At 65.4% G+C, this 17,695-nt stretch carries 16 protein-coding genes and 1 pseudogene; 7 read left to right on the top strand and 10 right to left on the bottom strand.

Annotated features, from left to right (window positions below; all coding sequences use genetic code 11):
* Nucleotides 1-479 (top strand): annotated as a pseudogene (locus tag AC628_RS44480) (hypothetical protein); the annotation flags it as partial.
* A 203-nt stretch (nt 480-682) separates the two neighbouring features.
* Here the strand turns inward: AC628_RS44480 and AC628_RS36515 are convergent.
* Together AC628_RS36515 and rpsU are read right to left on the bottom strand one after the other, a co-directional pair.
* Nucleotides 683-1,342: a tetratricopeptide repeat protein gene (locus AC628_RS36515; RefSeq protein ID WP_083633265.1), complete on the bottom strand. Its 660-nt coding sequence runs from the start codon at nt 1,340-1,342 to the stop codon at nt 683-685.
* Between the two features lie 113 nt (nt 1,343-1,455).
* Nucleotides 1,456-1,752, bottom strand: coding sequence for a 30S ribosomal protein S21 (gene rpsU, locus AC628_RS36510; RefSeq protein ID WP_021078544.1), 297 nt, complete (start codon nt 1,750-1,752; stop codon nt 1,456-1,458).
* Between the two features lie 264 nt (nt 1,753-2,016).
* On the opposite strand from rpsU, the gene aqpZ reads away from it, so the two are divergent.
* Complete coding sequence (gene aqpZ / locus AC628_RS36505; protein ID WP_074131516.1) at nt 2,017-2,739, top strand: aquaporin Z; 723 nt, start codon at nt 2,017-2,019, stop codon at nt 2,737-2,739.
* 78 nt (nt 2,740-2,817) lie between these two features.
* Here the strand turns inward: aqpZ and AC628_RS36500 are convergent, their stop codons facing one another.
* Together AC628_RS36500 and purE are read right to left on the bottom strand one after the other, a co-directional pair.
* A complete protein-coding gene (locus AC628_RS36500) occupies nt 2,818-3,924 on the bottom strand; it encodes a 5-(carboxyamino)imidazole ribonucleotide synthase (RefSeq protein WP_074131515.1) in 1,107 nt (368 codons plus the stop codon).
* Nucleotides 3,921-4,409 carry a 5-(carboxyamino)imidazole ribonucleotide mutase gene (gene purE, locus AC628_RS36495; protein WP_074131514.1) on the bottom strand — a complete coding sequence of 163 codons (489 nt, stop codon included), beginning with the start codon at nt 4,407-4,409 and terminating at the stop codon, nt 3,921-3,923. The genes AC628_RS36500 and purE overlap by 4 nt, the downstream gene beginning before the upstream one ends.
* A gap of 145 nt (nt 4,410-4,554) precedes the next feature.
* On the opposite strand from purE, the gene AC628_RS36490 reads away from it, so the two are divergent.
* Nucleotides 4,555-5,322, top strand: a complete 768-nt coding sequence (locus AC628_RS36490; RefSeq protein WP_074131513.1) for a GGDEF domain-containing protein — start codon at nt 4,555-4,557, stop codon at nt 5,320-5,322.
* A gap of 207 nt (nt 5,323-5,529) precedes the next feature.
* Here the strand turns inward: AC628_RS36490 and AC628_RS36485 are convergent, their stop codons facing one another.
* The 3 genes from AC628_RS36485 to AC628_RS36475 all read right to left on the bottom strand — a co-directional run bounded on the left by AC628_RS36485 (nt 5,530) and on the right by AC628_RS36475 (nt 6,423).
* Complete coding sequence (locus tag AC628_RS36485; protein ID WP_074131512.1) at nt 5,530-5,781, bottom strand: hypothetical protein; 252 nt, start codon at nt 5,779-5,781, stop codon at nt 5,530-5,532.
* 42 nt (nt 5,782-5,823) lie between these two features.
* On the bottom strand, nt 5,824-6,033 hold the full coding sequence (locus AC628_RS36480; protein ID WP_074131511.1) for a hypothetical protein: 210 nt from the start codon (nt 6,031-6,033) through the stop codon (nt 5,824-5,826).
* A gap of 183 nt (nt 6,034-6,216) precedes the next feature.
* The gene (locus AC628_RS36475) at nt 6,217-6,423 is read right to left on the bottom strand and encodes a YdcH family protein (RefSeq protein ID WP_024583705.1); all 207 of its coding nucleotides are present in this window, start codon (nt 6,421-6,423) and stop codon (nt 6,217-6,219) included.
* A gap of 240 nt (nt 6,424-6,663) precedes the next feature.
* Here AC628_RS36475 and AC628_RS36470 point away from each other — a divergent pair, with 240 nt between their 5' ends.
* On the top strand, nt 6,664-6,849 hold the full coding sequence (locus AC628_RS36470) for a YdcH family protein (protein WP_050422666.1): 186 nt from the start codon (nt 6,664-6,666) through the stop codon (nt 6,847-6,849).
* Between the two features lie 93 nt (nt 6,850-6,942).
* Here AC628_RS36470 and AC628_RS36465 read toward each other — a convergent pair whose 3' ends face one another.
* Nucleotides 6,943-8,046: an NAD(P)/FAD-dependent oxidoreductase gene (locus AC628_RS36465; protein ID WP_074131518.1), complete on the bottom strand. Its 1,104-nt coding sequence runs from the start codon at nt 8,044-8,046 to the stop codon at nt 6,943-6,945.
* Nucleotides 8,047-8,304: 258 nt separating this feature from the next.
* On the opposite strand from AC628_RS36465, the gene AC628_RS36460 reads away from it, so the two are divergent.
* From AC628_RS36460 to AC628_RS36450, 3 genes are all read left to right on the top strand, one after another.
* Nucleotides 8,305-10,992, top strand: coding sequence for a sensor domain-containing protein (locus tag AC628_RS36460; protein ID WP_074131510.1), 2,688 nt, complete (start codon nt 8,305-8,307; stop codon nt 10,990-10,992).
* A gap of 356 nt (nt 10,993-11,348) precedes the next feature.
* Nucleotides 11,349-12,887: an ABC-F family ATP-binding cassette domain-containing protein gene (locus tag AC628_RS36455; RefSeq protein WP_074131517.1), complete on the top strand. Its 1,539-nt coding sequence runs from the start codon at nt 11,349-11,351 to the stop codon at nt 12,885-12,887.
* Nucleotides 12,888-13,106: 219 nt separating this feature from the next.
* Complete coding sequence (locus AC628_RS36450; protein WP_074131509.1) at nt 13,107-14,570, top strand: glycerol-3-phosphate dehydrogenase; 1,464 nt, start codon at nt 13,107-13,109, stop codon at nt 14,568-14,570.
* A gap of 149 nt (nt 14,571-14,719) precedes the next feature.
* Here the strand turns inward: AC628_RS36450 and AC628_RS36445 are convergent, their stop codons facing one another.
* A complete protein-coding gene (locus tag AC628_RS36445) occupies nt 14,720-15,949 on the bottom strand; it encodes a tetratricopeptide repeat protein (protein ID WP_083633266.1) in 1,230 nt (409 codons plus the stop codon).
* 227 nt (nt 15,950-16,176) lie between these two features.
* A partial coding sequence (locus AC628_RS36440) for a winged helix-turn-helix domain-containing protein (protein ID WP_074131507.1) occupies nt 16,177-17,695 on the bottom strand: 1,519 nt, incomplete at its 5' end.

Below are 17,695 nucleotides of genomic sequence, written 5' to 3'. Positions count from 1 at the left end.
CCGCCACGTCAGCCGCACCGGCCGAGGCCGCCGCCACGCCGGAGGAAAACCGCGACGCCAATGATCTGGCGCGCGCCGCCATCGAGCGGCTGCGCAAGGAGCGTCCGCAGGAAGCGGCGCGTTCCCAGGACGCCGCGCGCTCCCAGGATGCGGCGCGTACCGATGTTGCCCGCCTGCCTGACGCGCAGCGCCCCGCCGCGGCGTCGGCGATCCGGCCGTTGCCGCCGCCGATCATGGTGTCGAACCCGTCCAGCGACAATGCCGATCAATCCTCGCAGCCGCGTCCGCCCTACGCCGCCAATGCGCAGGATTCGAACCGGCTGACGCCGCCGGCCGACATTCCGGTCCCGGTGATCCAGGCGCCGCTCGACCTGCGCGCCGAGGCGATCATGCCGGCGCCGAAGAATGAGCGCACCTCGGTGACCGACGACATGTTCTCCGGCATGAAGTCGATGTTCCACGCCGTCCTGCCGAAGTAAGCGTCCCGCTGAAGTAGGCTTGGCGCGGTCTTGGTTCACCTCTCCCCGCCGGGGAGAGGTCGGATTGCGAAGCAATCCGGGTGAGGGCTTCTGCTCTCTCAATAGACCGTCACCCCTCACCCGATTTGCTGCGCAAATCGACCTCTCCCAAGGGAGAGGTGAACTTTCGACGCCGTTACAGCTCAGCCTAATCTCATCAGGCTTTAGCCGCCGGTGCGCGCCAGCCCGCTGCGCGCGCTGCCGTCATTCGGCCGCAGCGCGAGCGCGCGATTGTACGACGCAGCCGCCTTGGCCTTGTCGCCGAGCCGCTCATAGGCCTGGCCTCGGGCGCTCCACGCCGCAACATTGTTGGGATCGGCCTGCACGGCCTCATCGAGGTCGGTCGCGGCCTGCTTGGCCTTGTCGAGCGCGAGGTAGCTGGTGGCGCGGCCGACCAGCGGTTCGGCCTTCTGCGGCGACAGCCCGCTGGCCGCCGTGAAATCGTCGATTGCCTGCTGATGTTGCCCGCGGCCCTGATAGATCAGGCCGCGGCCGTACAGCGCCTGGATGTTGTAGGGGTCGGAGGTCAGCGCTTGCTCGAACTCCGCCTGCGCCTCGTCGACCTTGCCGGAATGTGCCAGCACCTGGCCGCGCGTGGCGTGATCCTTGGCGCTGTTGATGTCCTGTGGCGTGATGGTGTCGGCAGCCGGCTTGTCAGCGGCGGCAGCGGCTGGTTTCGGCTTGTCGTCCGAGCCCCATGAACCGAGGTCGAAGGAGCAGCCCGCAAGCGGCAGGCCGAGAGCCGCTGCGATGATGAGTTGCGCTGCGCGACGGTGGCGCGGTGGTGCCGGAAAGAGCGGGCGGGGTGCCGGAGCATCCGTCATGCAAAATACTCTTGCCGGTAATCTTGCATGGGCACCCCGGAACGCGGCTTGCTTCAAAACGACAACGCGGGCCCGTGGCCCGCGCTGTTAGACTTCCAGATCGGCAAAACGGTTCAGCGGGGGCCGCGACCAGCGCCAGCACCACCGGGACGGCCGCCGCGGTCGCCACCGGGACCAGCGCCGAACACCGGCTTCGGCTTCATCGGCAGCAGGCCTTCACGCTGCAGCTTCTTGCGCGCCAGCTTGCGAGCGCGGCGCACGGCTTCGGCCTTTTCGCGAGCCTTCTTCTCAGAGGGCTTTTCGTAGTGACCGCGGAGCTTCATCTCGCGGAAAATGCCCTCGCGCTGCATCTTCTTCTTCAGCGCCTTCAGGGCTTGGTCGACATTGTTATCGCGGACGAGAACCTGCACGCGGCATCCTCTTTTGAATTGATCGGTTCGGAATTCTGGCGAGGTGAAGGGGCGGCAAAAGGCCTGCCTCTTAACCCTAGGCGCGCGCATGTATCAGACAAACGCGCAGATGTCCACCGGTCGAGTGACTTTCGGGCCTAGTAAAGCCACGAAATGGGGCGAAAATGCCATCGTGCGGCCCTGATTTGGGTGGTTTGGCGCCCAGTTGAGGGCCGCTCCCGGCGTTTTGGATGACCCGGGCATTGGAAATAGGGGAGATGGCACATGGATATGAAGAAGTATGCGGCCGAGCTGATCGGTACGTTCTGGCTCACATTCGCCGGCTGCGGCAGCGCGGTCATCGCGGCGGGCTTTCCGCAGGTCGGGATCGGCCTGGTCGGCGTGTCATTGGCCTTCGGGCTGAGCGTGGTGACGATGGCTTACGCGATCGGGCATGTCTCGGGCTGCCACCTCAATCCGGCGGTGACGGTCGGGCTCGCCGCGGGCGGGCGTTTCCCCGGCGGCCAGGTGCTGCCCTACATCATCGCGCAGGTTGCCGGCGCGATCATCGCGGCCTGGCTGCTCTATGTGATCGCCAGCGGTGCACCCGGCTTCGATGTCAGCAAGGGCTTCGCCTCCAACGGCTATGATGCGCACTCACCGGGCCATTACAGCATGGTGGTGTGCTTCATCATGGAGGTCGTGATGACCATGATGTTCCTGTTCATCATCATGGGATCGACCCATGGCAAGGCGCCTGCGGGCTTCGCGCCGCTCGCCATCGGCTTCGCGCTGGTGATGATCCATCTCGTCAGCATTCCCGTCACCAACACCTCGGTGAACCCGGCGCGCAGCACCGGGCCGGCACTGTTCGTCGGCGGCTGGGCGCTGGCGCAGCTCTGGATGTTCTGGGTCGCGCCCTTGATCGGCGGTGCGCTCGGCGGCGTGATCTATCGCTGGCTCAGCGACGAGCCGACCGGCGTCGTCGCCGGCGTCAAGACTGCGTGATGTGCGAATGGGATCGTGGACGCCACGATCCCGACAGCGACCGAGCGCGATGAAGATCTCATCGCGCTCCAGCGGAATTCATGGCTTGCGGGGCGGCGTCACTTCGGTGACGTGCCCCATCTTGCGGCCGGGGCGCGGCGTGCCCTTGCCGTACAGATGCACCGTGGCACCGGGAACGGTGAGCCACTGCTCGTAGCTCAGGATGTCGTCGCCGATCAGGTTGGTCATGGTGACCTCGCCATGGCGCACCGGCTTGCCCAGCGGCCAGCCGGCGATGGCGCGAATGTGCTGCTCGAACTGCGAGATCGAGGCGCCGTCGAGCGTCCAGTGACCGGAATTGTGCACGCGCGGTGCGATCTCGTTGACCAGCACCGTCGCCGCCTTGCCGTTGCCGGGGACCACGAACAATTCCACCGCGAGCACGCCGACATAGTCGAGTGCAGTGGCGATCTTCTCGGCGATTGCGCGCGCCTGCGCGGCAAGCGCCTCGGGAATCGCGGCCGGCGCGCGGGAGATCTTCAAGATGTGGTCGCGATGCTCGTTCTCGGTGACGTCGAAGCACTCGACTTCACCGGACGCGGAGCGCGCCGCGATCACCGAGATCTCGCGCTCGAACGGCACGAAGGCCTCGAGGATCGCCGACTTGGTGCCGAGGTCCTCCCAGACCTGTTCGATGTCATCGCCCGGGCGGATGATGGCTTGGCCCTTGCCGTCATAGCCGAAGCGGCGGGTCTTGATGACAGCAGGCAAGGCGATCTGTTCGATCGCCGCGCGCAGCGTGGCGACCGAGGAGACGTCGGCATAATCGGCGGTGCCGATCCCCAGCTTGCTGATGAAATCCTTCTCGATCAGCCGGTCCTGCGTGGTCTCGAGGATCTTGTACGCGGGCAGCACCGGGCGGCGCGCGGCGAGCACCATCGCGGTCGCGGCCGGGACGTTCTCGAATTCATAAGTGACGACGTCGACGTCGTTGGCGAACAGTTCGAGCGCCTCGACGTCGGCATATTCCGCGCAGGTCGCGCTCTGCACCACGTCGAAGGCCGGCGAGTCCGGATCCGGCGAAAACACCTGGCAGCGCAGCCCGAGGCGCGCCGCGGACATCGCCAGCATCCGGCCCAATTGTCCTCCGCCGAGGATTCCAATGGTGTCGCCCGGTTTCAGCTTCACTCCGTTCGAAGCCGTCACGCCGCGCCCTCCGGATGGTCCTTGACCGCATCGGTCTGCTGCTTGCGCCAGGCCGCAAGGCGGGCCGACAGAGCGGGATCGCTGAGCGCGAGCACGCTCGCTGCGAGTAGCGCGGCATTGATCGCACCGGGCTTGCCGATCGCCAGCGTCCCGACCGGGATGCCGGCCGGCATCTGCACGATCGAGTACAGCGAATCGACGCCGGACAGCGCCTTCGACTCGACGGGAACCCCGAACACCGGAAGCTCCGTCAGCGCAGCCGTCATGCCCGGCAGATGGGCGGCACCGCCGGCGCCGGCGATGATCACCTTGTGCCCAGCAGCCTTGGCGCCCTTGGCAAAGGCATAGAGCCGATCGGGGGTGCGGTGCGCCGAAACGATGCGCGTTTCGCAGGCAACACCAAGCGCAGCCAGGGTCTCGGCGGCATGGCGCATGGTCTCCCAGTCGGACTGGCTTCCCATGATGATGGCGATCGGAGCGGTCATCTCTTCAATTCTGTGCAGGAATCCAAAAGCATAGGCCGATTATAGGGACGGCCCGGTTCTCATCCAAGGCGTGGCAAGGGAGTTAGAATGGACTATCCTGTCTTGGTGAATCCCGGCAAGCCTTCATAAGCAGGCCTCAACAAGGATGCGCATGAAGAAGAAGACGACGGCGGCCGCCTCTGGGGCCGCAAAACGACGGAAAGGCGCGTCCACCGCGCGCAAATCGGGGCCGGGCAGGACTGGAAGCAAGGCTGCTGGAAGCAAGGGGGCTGGAATCAAGGGGGCTGGAACCAAAGCGGCTGGAACCGGAGCTTCCATGCGAGGCGCGGTCACATCCGGCGACAAATCCACCATCCGCCGGTTGCGGGCGCAACTGGCGCGGGCCCAGGCCCGGATCGAGGAGCTGCAGGCCTCGGCCGAGACCGACTTCCTGCTCGGCATCCTGAACCGGCGCGGCTTCGAGCGCGAGCTCGTCCGCTCGCTCTCCTTCATCAAGCGCTATCAGGCCTCCGGCGCGCTGATCGTGCTCGACGTCGATCGCCTCAAGCCGATCAACGATGCCTTCGGGCATGCGGCCGGCGACGAGGTGCTGAAGAAGATCGTTGCCGCGATATCGGACCAGGTGCGCGCCTCCGACGTGGTCGGCCGTCTCGGTGGCGACGAGTTCGCGGTGCTGCTGTGGAACCTCAGCGAGACCGATGCGCGTGCCAAGGCGGCTGCGCTGGAAGATGCGATCGATCGCCTGACCTTCGTGTTCCGTGACAGCCGCGTCTCCGCGGGCGCCTCCGCAGGCGTTGCGATCCTCACCGCGCATTCGGATATCGATCGCGTTCTCGATGAAGCCGATCGCGCGATGTATGTGCGCAAGGCGCAGCGGCGCCATGAATCCCAGGAGAATCCTAGAGCAGGATGAGTTTTGGTTGAATCGGCCTGGCGCGGTCTCAATTCACCTCTCCCCGTTGGGGAGAGGTCGGATTGCGAAGCGATCCGGGTGAGGGCTCTTGCGCTCTCGATAGACCGTGACCCCTCACCCGATTTGCTACGCAAATCGACCTCTCCCAAGGGAGAGGTGAACTTTCGAGGCCGTTCCAGCTCAACCTGATCCCATCATCCCTAGCGGTTACAGTGCGCTGAGATCCTCCGGCACATTGCCGTAAGCGCGCAGCAGCTTGGCATCGCCGAATTCGCCGATCGCGGGATCGCCGGTCCGGCTGAACGCGACGGCGCCGATGCTGTCGGGCATCCGCGACATCGTCTCCGCCCGGCGCAGCGCGATCGCCGAACTCTGGCATTCCTCGGCGCTGCCGGCGACCGGCGTGCCGTCGTCATCCTGCATGAAGGGCAGTGCCACGTAATAGGTCACGTCCGCCATTGCTGTGCTCCCTGAAGGTCAGGCCAAGATCAGAGTCAAGGATCAGGCGGCGTCGCTTGCCGCATGGGTTCGCGCGGGCACGCAGCCGGCCGTGATCGCGGCCTGCAATTCCTCGAGCTCGGCTTCCAGATATTCGTTGGCCATGATCAGCGCCTTGATGGTGCTGCGCAGGTTGCCGTCGCACATCGCGATCGCCTGATCGCAGGCCTTCTCGTAGTGGGTGTGCTCGGGCAGGGACGGCGGTGCGGACATGGCGAAACTCCCTCTATGGCTGGCGGCTGGACCGGCATGTTCTTATTTTGTTCTTTTGGAGTCAAGCGGCGAAAACCGCGCGCGCATCCGTTGCCGCGAACGTGAAGCCTACGAGGCGCTGTGGATGACGGGGAAAACCCACGGGTCGACCTGAACCGGCGCCGCCGAACCCAGCGGCGCGCGTCAGGCGATGATGTCGGGCGTGATCTGATCTTCGATGAAGGCGATGCGGTCGCGCAATTGCAGCTTCCGCTTCTTCAAGCGCTGCAGCATCAGGAGATCCGGCGCTGGCGACTGATGCAGCGCGTCGATCGCGGCATCGAGGTCGCGGTGCTCTTGTTGCAGACGCGCAAGCTCGGCGAGGAGTTCGCGCTCATCCTGATCGTTCATGGTTGTGTATTAACTGGTAAGCACGATGAGGTTGTTGCGGCCGAAGCAGCCGCTTACCGGAATATCCTCCCTGCGCGCGCGCCGCGCAAGCCGAACCGGTTCCACAATCACGATTGGTTACAGATAAACCGAAATGAGTGCGTGCGGCATTTTGCGTCCCCTATCGACAGTACCGCCCACTTGTGTACACTCAGGAGTCCGGATCGAACCTGAGGTTTAACGCACCGAGGAGAGTTCGCAATGGCGATACAGGCCCATCTCGTTGAGCTGGAGCGTAAACACAAAATACTAGAGAACGAACTGCACGAAGCGCTCGTTCACCCCTCTGTAGACGACCTGCATATTTGCGAGCTGAAGCGCCGCAAGCTGATGGTCAAGGATCAAATCGAGCGGTTGAGACTTTCCGCCGACGACACGGTCCACTAAGCCGGTCCCCCTGTAAATTCGCAAATAATCTGGCCTTTCACCGAGGGATGAGCGCCAAAGCGCGCGTCCCCCGGGAGGCCATGCTGCATTTGCTCAGAGCTGCGCCAGCGCGCCGACATGGTCGGCGACCGCGAGCGACGATGTCAGCCCTGGTGACTCGATGCCGAACAGGTTGATCAGGCCGGCGACGCCGTGATCGGCCGGGCCCTGGATCAGGAAATCCTGGGTTGCCACCGCAGGCGGCACGATCTTGGGCCGGATTCCCGAATAGCTCGGCATCAGCGCGCCATCCGGCAGGGTCGGCCAGTATTTCCGGATCGCCGGATAGAACCGATCGGCCCGCGCAGGGTCGACGGCATAATCGATGCGATCGATCCACTCGACGTCGGGGCCGAACCTTGCCTGTCCGGCCATGTCGAGCGTCAGGTGCACGCCGAGCCCACCGGGTTCCGGAACCGGATAGATCAGCCGCGAGAATGGCGCCCTAGCGCTGCAGCTGAAATAATTGCCCTTGGCCAAATAGGCGGTTGGAATCAACTCGATCGGCATGCCGTCGACGTTGCGTGCGACCGCCGTTGCGCCGAGGCCCGCGGCATTGACCAGGAGATCGCAGGCGAGCGTCATGGGTGCCGCGCCGCCGGCTTCGATCTCGAACCCGTTGGCGGTCGCCTTGGCATGGAGCAGCGGCGTATGGAAGGCGAACGCCGCTCCGGCCGCCTCGGCATCGCCGCGCAGGCTCAGCATGTAGGCATGGCTGTCGATGATCCCGGTGGAGGGCGACAGCAGCGCCGCGTCGCAGTTCAGCGCCGGCTCCAGCGCGCGTGCTGCCTCGCCGGAGAGCAATTGCATGTCGTCGACGCCGTTGGCCGCGGCATGCGAGCGGATCGACTGCAGCTTCTCGGTCTCCACAGCTGTGGTGGCGACGATCAGCTTGCCGCAATTCTTGTGCGGGATGCCGTGCTCGGCGCAGTAACGGTAGAGCGCCCGCTTGCCGCTGACGCACATCCGCGCCATCAGGCTGCCGGCCTTGTAGTAGATGCCGGCGTGGATCACCTCGCTGTTTCGCGACGAGGTCACCGTGCCGATCCCTTCGGCCTCCTCGATCACAATCACTTCGCGACCGGCCTGTGCCAGCCGGCGCGCCACGGCGAGGCCGATCACCCCCGCACCGACGATCACGCAATCAACCCTGTCCATCACGTCCTTCAGGTCCGAATATTTCCCCGCAGCCACGCCTTGGTCATGGCCGTCAATATCGTTCAGCCGATCCGCTCGTTCTGGGCAAGTGGTTGTGCCATCTCAAATTGTCGGAGAGCCATGCCGCGTTAGTGGAGCATTAATCATGTCAGGGCAATTGCCGTAAATTAACTCGCATTGTCCAGTTGCATCAGTACGCGTTTACCCGATCCAAACCGCCGGAGCCGGACACTCGTCCCGGAAATCCGCGGGTGATCGATGGCTGGCAGGAAGTGGCAGGCGGGCGGGAAGAATTCGATTCCGGCAAGGGCTGTCCTTTGCCTGATCGCCGCCGTCGTGCCGTTCGGTGCAGCCCGGGCCGCCTCCGCCGCCTTCGCGCCCTCGAGCTATCTCGGTGACCTCGATCCCGGCGTGGTCTGGGAACTCCTGATCGGCAGCGTGGTGGTTGCCTCCTTCCTCGGCGCTGTCGGGCTCTGGGTGCTCTCCGCCCTGCGCAAGGCCAAGCGCGCGCAATTGCGGCGCAACGCCTTCGTGTCGTCGGCCCTCAACCATCTGAACCAGGGCGTGGTGATGACCGATGCGCAGGAGCGCATCGTGTTCTGCAACGACCGCTATCTCGACATCTACGGCCTGTCGCGCGCCGACATCCGGCGCCACATGACCGGTACCGAATTGCTGGAACTGCGCCGCAGCCGCGGCGTGCTCGACGTCAGCGTCGACGATTTCTTTGCCAGGGCCGCAGAGCCCGAGGGGCTGGTCACCGAACTGCCGGGCGGCAAGTCGGTGCTGGTGAAATATTTTCCGTTGCCGAACGGCGGCTCGGTCGCGACCCATCTCGATTGCACCGACCAGCGCAAGCTGTCGCGCAAGCTGGCCTCGACCACGCAGTTCCTCGAATCCGTGCTCGACAACGTTCCGGTCTGCGTCGCGGCCAAGAACATCGAGGACGGCCGCTACATCTTCGCCAACCGCGCGTTCGAGCGCTTCTCGCGCTTCTCGCGCGATCACATCGTCGGCAAGCGCGCCGACGAGATCTTCCGTCCCGAGACCGCGCTCAGCATCGACACGGCCGACCGCGCGGCGCTGGACGCGCCGGAAGGCTATCACCGCAGCGAGTTCTTCGTCGAACGCGGTGCGGAGAAGCGCATCCTAGCGTCGAACCGGGTGATCGCCCGCAACGAGGCCGGCGAGCCGGAGTTCCTGATCGCGCTGTTCGAGGACGTCACCGATCGTCGCTCGCTGTCGCGCGAGCTCGAGAACAACAAGAAATTCCTCGAGCTCGTGGTCGACAACATCCCGGTCTCGCTGATCGTGCAGCGGGTCAGCGACGGCCGCTATCTGTTGGCCAACCGCAGCGCCGAGACGATCCTCAACCGCCGCCGCGAGGACGCCGCCGGCCTCACTGCCTCCGACATCTTCAATGCGCGCGAAGCCAAGCTGATCGTCGCCCGCGATGAGGCCGCGATCAGGAAGCGCAGCATGATCGCCGAGGAGCACCCGATCTCGACCAAGGACGGCCTGCGGCTGTTCCTGACCCGCCGCATGACCGTGCTCGACGACCATGGCGAGCCGCAATATCTGATCAAGACCCATGAGGACGTCACCGACCGGCGCCAGACCGAGTCGCGCATGGCGCACATGGCCTATCATGACGGCCTGACCGATCTGCCGAACCGCGCCGCCTTCCTGCAGGCGCTGACCCAGATGATCGAGGCCTGCGACGGCACCGACGAGGAGTTCGCCGTGCTCTGCGTCGACCTCGACGGGCTGAAGGAGATCAACGACGTCTACGGCCATGCGATGGGCGACAAGGTGCTGATCGAGGTCGCGCAGCGTTTGCAGACCGTGGCGCGTGGCGGCGTGGTCGCGCGGCTGTCCGGCGACGAATTCGGCCTCATCATCGACGGCCAGCAGCCCGTCGCCGGCATTGCGCTGGCCGAGCAGGCCGCCGAGGCGTTGGGTGAGGATTTCGCGATCGACGGCAAGTCGGTCCGCACCGGTCTCACCACCGGCATCGCCGTGTTCCCGCACAATGGCTCAGATGCGGCCTCGCTGCTGGCCAATTCGGGCGCGGCGCTGTTCCGCGCCAAGGCGAAGTCGCGCGGCACGATCTCGATCTTCGAGCCCGAGATGGACCAGCAGATCCGCGATCGCCGCGTGCTGCATCAGGAATTGTCGGTCGCGATCAAGAACGGCGAATTGTCGCTCTACTACCAGCCGCAGGCGGCTGCGGGCCCGAGCGTTGCGGGCAGCCGGATCATCGGTTTCGAGGCGCTGGCGCGCTGGCACCATCCGGTGCGCGGCTTCGTGCCGCCCGGCGACTTCATTCCGCTGGCGGAAGAAAGCGGCCTGATCGTCGAGATGGGCGAATGGATCCTGCGCGAGGCCTGCCGGGAGGCGGCCTCCTGGGCGGTGCCGATGCAGATCGCCGTGAACCTGTCGCCGGCGCAATTCACCCATGGCGACCTCGTCGGCCTCGTCCATTCGATCCTGCTCGAGACCGGGCTGACGCCCGATCGCCTCGAGCTCGAAATCACCGAGGGTGTGCTGATCGAGGATTTCGATCGCGGCCTGTCGCTGCTGCGGCGGCTGAAGGCGCTCGGCGTGCGCATCTCGATGGACGATTTCGGCAGCGGCTATTCCTCGCTGAGCTATTTGCAGGCGTTTCCGTTCGACAAGATCAAGATCGACCGCGCCTTCGTCATCAATCTCGGCCGCAATCCGCAATCGGCCGCGATCGTGCGCGCGGTGATCGATCTCGGCCATGGCCTCGAAATGTCGATCGTCGCCGAAGGCGTCGAGACCGAGGCGCAGCTCGGCTTCCTCTCGGAAGAAGGCTGCGATGCGGTGCAGGGCTATCTGATCGGCCGGCCGGCCCCGATCGGTCAATTTGCCGCGCTGGTCGGCGGCGACCACCTGGCGGAATCCGTGCGTAGGGCCGGCTAGACGGGCCTGTACCTCGGACCGGACTGGCTAGCCTGGCTTGCCATCGGCGGCACGTCCCGCTAAATCTCGACCCACCACAACATTTGTTCCGAGAAAGGAGGGCTGCGTCGTGGCGCGATTCAACGATCCCCACCTCAAGCGTGGCCCCGTCAACGCCCTGCAAATGCGTTTGCAGGGCTGACCGGAAACTCGCCTAAAATCTCTTCCTGGTCTGCCCTTCGTGGCCGTGCGGCGTCGAACGTTTGAGCGTTCGTGCCTGCACTCAAATCCCTCGCCGCGCTTCGACACGCACATCCGATGATGGCTGGACGCCTCTGGATGTTGTCGTGATCGCCGGCAAGACCAGAGAATTGATCGTGTCCCTCATCAATGTACGCAATCTCGGCGTGACGCTGAACGCGCCGCTGTTTTCCGAATTGAATTTCGTCGTCAATGCCGGCGACCGGATTGGCCTCGTGGCCGCCAACGGCCGCGGCAAATCCACGCTGTTACGCTGTATCGCAGGCAGCATGGAGCCCAATGAAGGCGACATCACCCGCGCGCGCGGCCTGACCGTTGGCCATGTCGAGCAGGATGCGCCACTGAGCTTGCTGGACACTGCGTTTCATGCAGCCGTCCTTGACGCGCTGCCCGGCGAGCAACGCGGCAGCGAGGGCTGGCGGGTCGACGTCGCCCTGCAATCGCTCGAGGTGCCCGAGGAGCTGTGGGCACGGCCGCTGAAGCAATTGAGCGGCGGCTGGCTGCGGCTTGCGCTGCTCGCCCGCGTGCTGGTGACCGAGCCCGACATATTGCTGCTCGACGAGCCGACCAACCATCTCGACCTCGCCAAGATCGCCCGGCTCGAGGCCTGGCTGAACGCGCTGCCGCGCGAGATGCCGGTGGTGATCGCAAGCCACGATCGCGCCTTCCTCGACGCGACCACCAACCGAACGCTGTTCCTGCGCCCGGAGCGGTCGCAGCTGTTCGCGTTGCCCTACACCGCGGCGCGGGCGGCGGTCGACGAATTCGATGCCTCGGACGACCGGCGCTATCAGCGCGACATGAAGACCGTCCGGCAGCTGCGGCAGCAGGCCGCCAAGCTCAACAACCTCGGCATCAATTCCGGCAGCGATCTCCTGCTGTCGAAGACCAGGCAGTTGAAGCTGCGCGCCGAGAAATTGGAGGAGACGACGAAGCCGGCGCATATGGAACGCTCGGCCGGCACGATCCGGCTCGCCAACCGCGACACCCATGCCAAGGTCCTGATCAGGCTGAACAACGCCGAGATCGCCGCCCCCGACGGCAGGCCGTTGTTCAGGACCGGTCAGCAGTTCATCTGCAAGGGCGACCGGATCGCGCTGCTGGGGCCAAACGGCGCCGGCAAGACCCGGTTCGTCGCGGCGTTGCGGCTGGCGATCGAGGCCCCCGCGGCGGCGGCCGCCGAGATCCGGGCCACCGAGTCGCTGGTTGCAGGCTATTGCGACCAGGCGCTGGCCGATCTCAGGGATGGCGACACGCCGATGCGCATGCTGACGCGGCGCTTCGAGGTCGGCGATCAGCGTGCCCGCGGCCTGCTCGCCGGCGCCGGCCTCTCGATCGAGATGCAGGGCCGTCCGATCGGGCGGCTGTCGGGCGGGCAGAAGGCCCGTCTCGGGATGCTGGTGCTGCGGCTCACCCAGCCGAACTTCTATCTGCTCGACGAGCCGACCAACCACCTCGACATCGAGGGCCAGGAGACGCTGGAGGAGGAACTGATGGAGCAGCAGGCGAGCTGCCTGTTGGTGTCGCACGACCGCCAGTTCGTGCGGACGGTGGCCAACCGGTTCTGGGTGATCGAAGGCAAGAAGCTGATCGAGGTCGATGGGCCGGAAGGCTTCTTCGCATCGATCGGTGCGAGCACGATGACGCCAGACTGATTGGTCTCGCAGCACGTCGGCTACACCTCTCCCGCTTGCGGGGGAGGTCGCATCGCATCGAAGATGCGATGCGGGTGGGGGCTCTATCCACAATGTGACTCGCGGAGAGAGCCCCCACCCCGGCCCTCCCCCGCAAGCGGGAGAGGGAGCGCACCACCTTCGCGCATTTTTTCTGCGAGCACGTATTTCGTTCGCATTGAAATGCGATAGGCGTCGTGCATGGCGGACTATGACGTCGCGATCGTCGGCGGTGGCCTGAACGGCACGAGCGTGGCTCGCGACGCGGCCGGCCGCGGCCTGCGCGTGATCCTGCTGGAGCAGGCCGATCTCGGCTCCGGCGCGTCGCAGGCCTCGCCGCGGCTGGTCCACGGCGATCTGGCCGGTCTGGAACGGCGCGAGTTCTTCCGCGTCCGCAGGGCGCTCAGGGAACGCGACGTCTGGCTGCGCATCGCGCCGCATCTGGTGCGGCCGATGCGCTTTGCGATCCCGGCGCATGCCGACGAACGGCCGCCATGGCAATTGCGGTCGTTGCTGCTGCTCTATGAGCATCTCGCCTCGCGCAGCGGCCTGCCGCGCTCCTTGACCCTCGACGTCACCCATCATCCGGTCGGCAATGCGCTGAAACGGCCGTTCGGAACCGCGTTCGAATATTCCGACTGCGTCGTCGACGATTCCCGGCTCGTCGTGCTCACCGCGGTCGATGCTGCGGCGCGCGGCGCCGAGATCCGCACCGGCGCGCGCGTGACCCGGGCCGAGCGCGGCGAGACCTGGCGGCTGGTCGCGATCGACCGCGGCTATCGGCGGGTGATCACGACGCGGTCGCTGGTCAATGCGTCCGGCGCATGGACCGCCTCCGTCGCCGAGCGCGTGTTGCGGGTGCCGGCGCCACAGCTCGCGACCGTACAGATCAGCCAGATCGTGGTGCGCCGCCTGTTCGATTGCGACAATGTCTATGCGTTCCAGAACTCCGACGGACAATTGATCTTCGCCAGTCCCTATGAGCGCGACTTCACCCTGATCGGTAGCGTCAGTCATGTCTTCAAGGGCGATCCCGCCATCGTCGCGATGGATGTGCGGGAAGTGGCCTATCTCTGCGAGGCAGCCAATCGCTACTTTCGCGAGCAGATCTCCCCGGCCGATGTGCTGCGAACGATTTCCGGCGCCAATTCCGTCGTCGCGGCCGGCCGGCGCATGGGCGGCGGGGCTGCCTCGCTCGACTACAGGCGCGGCAAGGCGCCGCTGCTCACGATCTTCGGCGGCGACGTCACCACCGCGCGGCGGCGTGCCGAGCGGGCGGTCTCGGAGTTCACGCGGTTCTATCCGATGACGCCGCGCTGGACCGCGACCGCACCATTGCCGGGCGGCGAATTTGCCTGGCAGCGCTTTGAGACCGAGGTCGACATCGCCCGCGACCGCTGGCGCTTCCTCGGCGAGGACCAGGCGCGCCGGCTGGTGGCCGCCTACGGGCTGAACGTCAGGGATGTCCTGGGAGATGCCAAAGCGAAGGCCGATCTCGGTCCGGCCTTCGGCGCTGAACTGACCGGCGCGGAGGTGCGCTACCTCATGCGCAGGGAATGGGCGCGCTTTCCCGATGATATCCTGTGGCGCCGCTCCAAGCTCGGGCTCACCATGCCGCAAGCCGACCGCGATGCGCTCGCGGCGTTCATGGCGAAGCCGGATTGAGCGCGATTGTTGAACCTCCCCTTGAAAAGGGGAGGTCGCTTTGCTCGTGAGAGCAAAGCGGGTGGGGATCTGCTCTCACCGCTTGCAACATCGCCCGCGGCTGACCCCCATCCCGACCTTCCCCCTGAAAGGGGGAAGGAGAACAGCGGCTATTGCCGTGCCGCCTCCTGCGACCAGGCGAGGTCGCGCCGGGATGGACGGCGATGCAGCCGGTCCGCGATCAGGCTCGTTGCCTGCCGGCCCTGGCCGGCGCGCAGGCACGCCACGATGAAGGTGTCCTCCCATAATTCGCGCTGGGCATGGCTGCCGCCGATCCGCACCAGCTCCGGCATCAGCGGCGCGAGAATGCGTACGGCGTTGTCATGGTCGCCGGCCGCGAAGGCGGCGATGCCGCGGCCGAGCCCGATCGCGGCAGGGCCGGGCGCCAGCTTGCCGTCGGCGTCGCGCGCCGCCATCTCGGCGAGCCGCGCCTCGAGCGCATCGTTGTTCGTCGTGGCTGCGACGAGCGCGTGGTGGACGTCGGCGAAATGCGCGCCGGCCTTCGGGAAGTAGCCGTCGCCATAGGCGGCAACATCCTGCCAGTGCGCCTCGAGACCGGTCTTACCGGCGACCGACAGCCGCCACAGCAGCGAAGCCGTGTCGGTGTAGATATTCAGCGGCGGGTAGGGCCGGCCCGCCGGCTTGATATGCTGCTCGTAAATGGCGAGCGCGCTGTCGGCGTCGCCTTCCTCGATCGCGATCAAGGCGAGGTGCCAGGCAAGATGGCCCTGCAGGAAACTCGTCCGGTCATTCGCCGGCAGCCATGCGGAGAGGAAGCTGCGGCCTTCCGCCGCGTCGCCCTGCTCGAACAGCGCGTGCGCCACCGCGTGCGCGGCGCCGGCGTTTTCCGGCTTCAGCGCATAGCCGCGCTCGGTGACGGCGCGGCCCGAGACGAGGTCGCCGGCCTCGGTCTTCGACCAGCCGAGATAGGTGAGGAACCACCAATCGTCGCCATAGTCATTGATGTAACGCTCGGAGATGGCGAGCCGCGCGGCGTCATGGTCGGGCCGCCCGGAGAAGGCGTAGAGGCCGAAGGCGCCGAGCAACAGCGAGAGTATCTGCGCATCGCGTGGATATTCGGTGAGATGCTGTTCGGCCGCGGTCATCGCCTTCTTGCCCTGGCCCTCGATCACGGACGCGATGATCTCGATGTGCTGGCGCTCGCGTGGCGTCGCGGCCGCCGCGAGCTGCCGCGCATCGCTGGCCTTGGCGCGGGCCGCGGCCGCTTCCATGTTGAGCTGATGGACGCGGGCGCGGCCGAGATGGGCCAACGCGAAATCCGGGTCCTCGGCGATCGCGGCCTCGAACGCTGCGTCGGCGCCAAGCTGCGCCGCCAGCATCCGATCGACGCCGTCGACATAATAGGCGGCGGCGCGGTCCGAGGTGGTGGTCAGCGGCAGGCCGTAGCGGTCGCAAATCATCGGTTGTCCTCCCGAGTTTGGCCGCGAAGTCTAGGGCATGTGCTCATAAAGGCAACGAGCCCCTTCGGGGCTTACGTCTGCTTTGCCCTCATCAGCATCGCAAGAGCTGATATCGCCGGAGGTCCGAGTTGGGCCATGCGCAGACATTAACTGCAAGTAGCGAGCTCGCTCCACGCCTGTGCCATTGGATCGAAAACGGCAGGGTTTTTCCGTACGGTGACCGACCATACTGGCATCGTGAACGTCGGGTCTAGGTTCAAGACACGTTCGGCGGCCGATCTCGCCTCTTCGATTCGACCGAGCCGAACCAGGGCGATCGTTTGAAGGACGTGCGGCACACTGAATGAAGGATTGGCTTCGACGGCGCGAACCGCTGCCTTGAGTGCCTCGTCAAATCGATTCGCATAAAGCTCAGTCACCGCGATCGCCATATGAGCAATCAGTGTATCGAACGGGCTTACCTCTAGGGCATGTTGCGCCAGTTTAAGCGCGCTTTTGCCGTCGCCCATGAACGCACGTGCGAATGCACTGTTCCCCAAGGCAACGACATTCGAAGAACTGATCGACAGTGCCCGGTGAAACACCTCGAACGCGTCACTGAAGTCAGGGTCAGCGAACCAGATCACCAGACCGGCAGCACCGAGCGCGGTCGCGTCATCGCTTCTCGTCGCAGCGCGAGCATAATGGACGGCGGTGGCGCGATCTGCCTCGTTCAATCCACCGCGGCTGAATCTGATCTGAAAGCATCGCGCCAACTGTGCCTGGGCCGCCGAATAATCGGGCTCCAGCTCCAATGCCTTCTCCAATAACGGAATGGCTTCACCAGCGCCCGTCGGCATCGTTGTGCGCATCGAGGATAGTGCCCGCAACACGAGGTCATAGGCATCGAGACTGTTGGGTCGCTCTCGTCGAACGCGGCTGATCTCGACCTTGCGTAGATTCGGCTCGAGCGCCCCGATCAGGCTCATCGCAATGGCATCCTGAACCTCGAAAATATCATCAAACCGGCGATCGTACCGTTCGGCCCACAATGCGACACCCGTGTCGGACTCGACCAGCCTCGCCGTGATCCTTATGCGATTGTCGGCCTTACGCACGCTCCCCAGCACGAGATAGCGGCACCCCAGCTTCCGCCCGATACTCGCCAGGTCGCCGGAGCCGGCTTCGAACAGCAAGCTCGACGTGCTGCCGACCACCGATAGACCGGTGATACGGGACAGTCCCGTGATGATGTCCTCTACGATACCGTCGGCGAAGTAATCCTGGCTGGAATCTCCACTAAGATTGGCGAACCGCAACACGGCGACCGTGGTCCCGCGCGCCGGGATGTCTCCGCAGCCCGAATACGCCAGCATGTCGGGACCATTCTCGACCCCCACCAGGCGATAGCCTCGTCCCGGAACGGTGACGACGTAGCTCCGACCGTCACTGCCGGGTTCGAGTGTCTTGCGCAAGGTGGACACGTGCACCTGGATCGCGTTCTCCTCCACCACGCGGCCCGGCCAGATTTTTTCCATCAGGCGATCCTTGCTCACGACCTCGCCTGGGACCGAAGCCAATTCGCAGAGAATATCGAGCGACCGGCTTGAGAGCTTGACGGGCTGTCCCGAACAGGTCAGCCGCCGGTCGACAAGACCCAGCACAAACTTTCCAAATCGAACAGTG

The sequence above is a fragment of the Bradyrhizobium sp. NAS96.2 genome (assembly GCF_001908235.1).
Classification (GTDB): Bacteria; Pseudomonadota; Alphaproteobacteria; order Rhizobiales; family Xanthobacteraceae; genus Bradyrhizobium.
This window is presented reverse-complemented; position numbering and strand designations above follow the sequence as displayed.

What these genes read in the sequence shown, in the direction of transcription:
- AC628_RS36470 (WP_050422666.1), top strand. Translation starts at nt 6,664, where the DNA reads ATGGCGATACAGGCCCATCTCGTTGAGCTGGAGCGTAAACACAAAATA.
- AC628_RS36450 (WP_074131509.1), top strand. Translation starts at nt 13,107, where the DNA reads ATGGCGGACTATGACGTCGCGATCGTCGGCGGTGGCCTGAACGGCACG.
- purE (WP_074131514.1), bottom strand. Translation starts at nt 4,409, where the DNA reads ATGACCGCTCCGATCGCCATCATCATGGGAAGCCAGTCCGACTGGGAG.
- AC628_RS36465 (WP_074131518.1), bottom strand. Translation starts at nt 8,046, where the DNA reads ATGGACAGGGTTGATTGCGTGATCGTCGGTGCGGGGGTGATCGGCCTC.
- AC628_RS36445 (WP_083633266.1), bottom strand. Translation starts at nt 15,949, where the DNA reads ATGCTGGCGGCGCAGCTTGGCGCCGACGCAGCGTTCGAGGCCGCGATC.
- AC628_RS36485 (WP_074131512.1), bottom strand. Translation starts at nt 5,781, where the DNA reads ATGGCGGACGTGACCTATTACGTGGCACTGCCCTTCATGCAGGATGAC.
- AC628_RS36480 (WP_074131511.1), bottom strand. Translation starts at nt 6,033, where the DNA reads ATGTCCGCACCGCCGTCCCTGCCCGAGCACACCCACTACGAGAAGGCC.
- AC628_RS36475 (WP_024583705.1), bottom strand. Translation starts at nt 6,423, where the DNA reads ATGAACGATCAGGATGAGCGCGAACTCCTCGCCGAGCTTGCGCGTCTG.
- aqpZ (WP_074131516.1), top strand. Translation starts at nt 2,017, where the DNA reads ATGGATATGAAGAAGTATGCGGCCGAGCTGATCGGTACGTTCTGGCTC.
- AC628_RS36490 (WP_074131513.1), top strand. Translation starts at nt 4,555, where the DNA reads ATGCGCATGAAGAAGAAGACGACGGCGGCCGCCTCTGGGGCCGCAAAA.
- AC628_RS36460 (WP_074131510.1), top strand. Translation starts at nt 8,305, where the DNA reads ATGGCTGGCAGGAAGTGGCAGGCGGGCGGGAAGAATTCGATTCCGGCA.
- AC628_RS36515 (WP_083633265.1), bottom strand. Translation starts at nt 1,342, where the DNA reads ATGACGGATGCTCCGGCACCCCGCCCGCTCTTTCCGGCACCACCGCGC.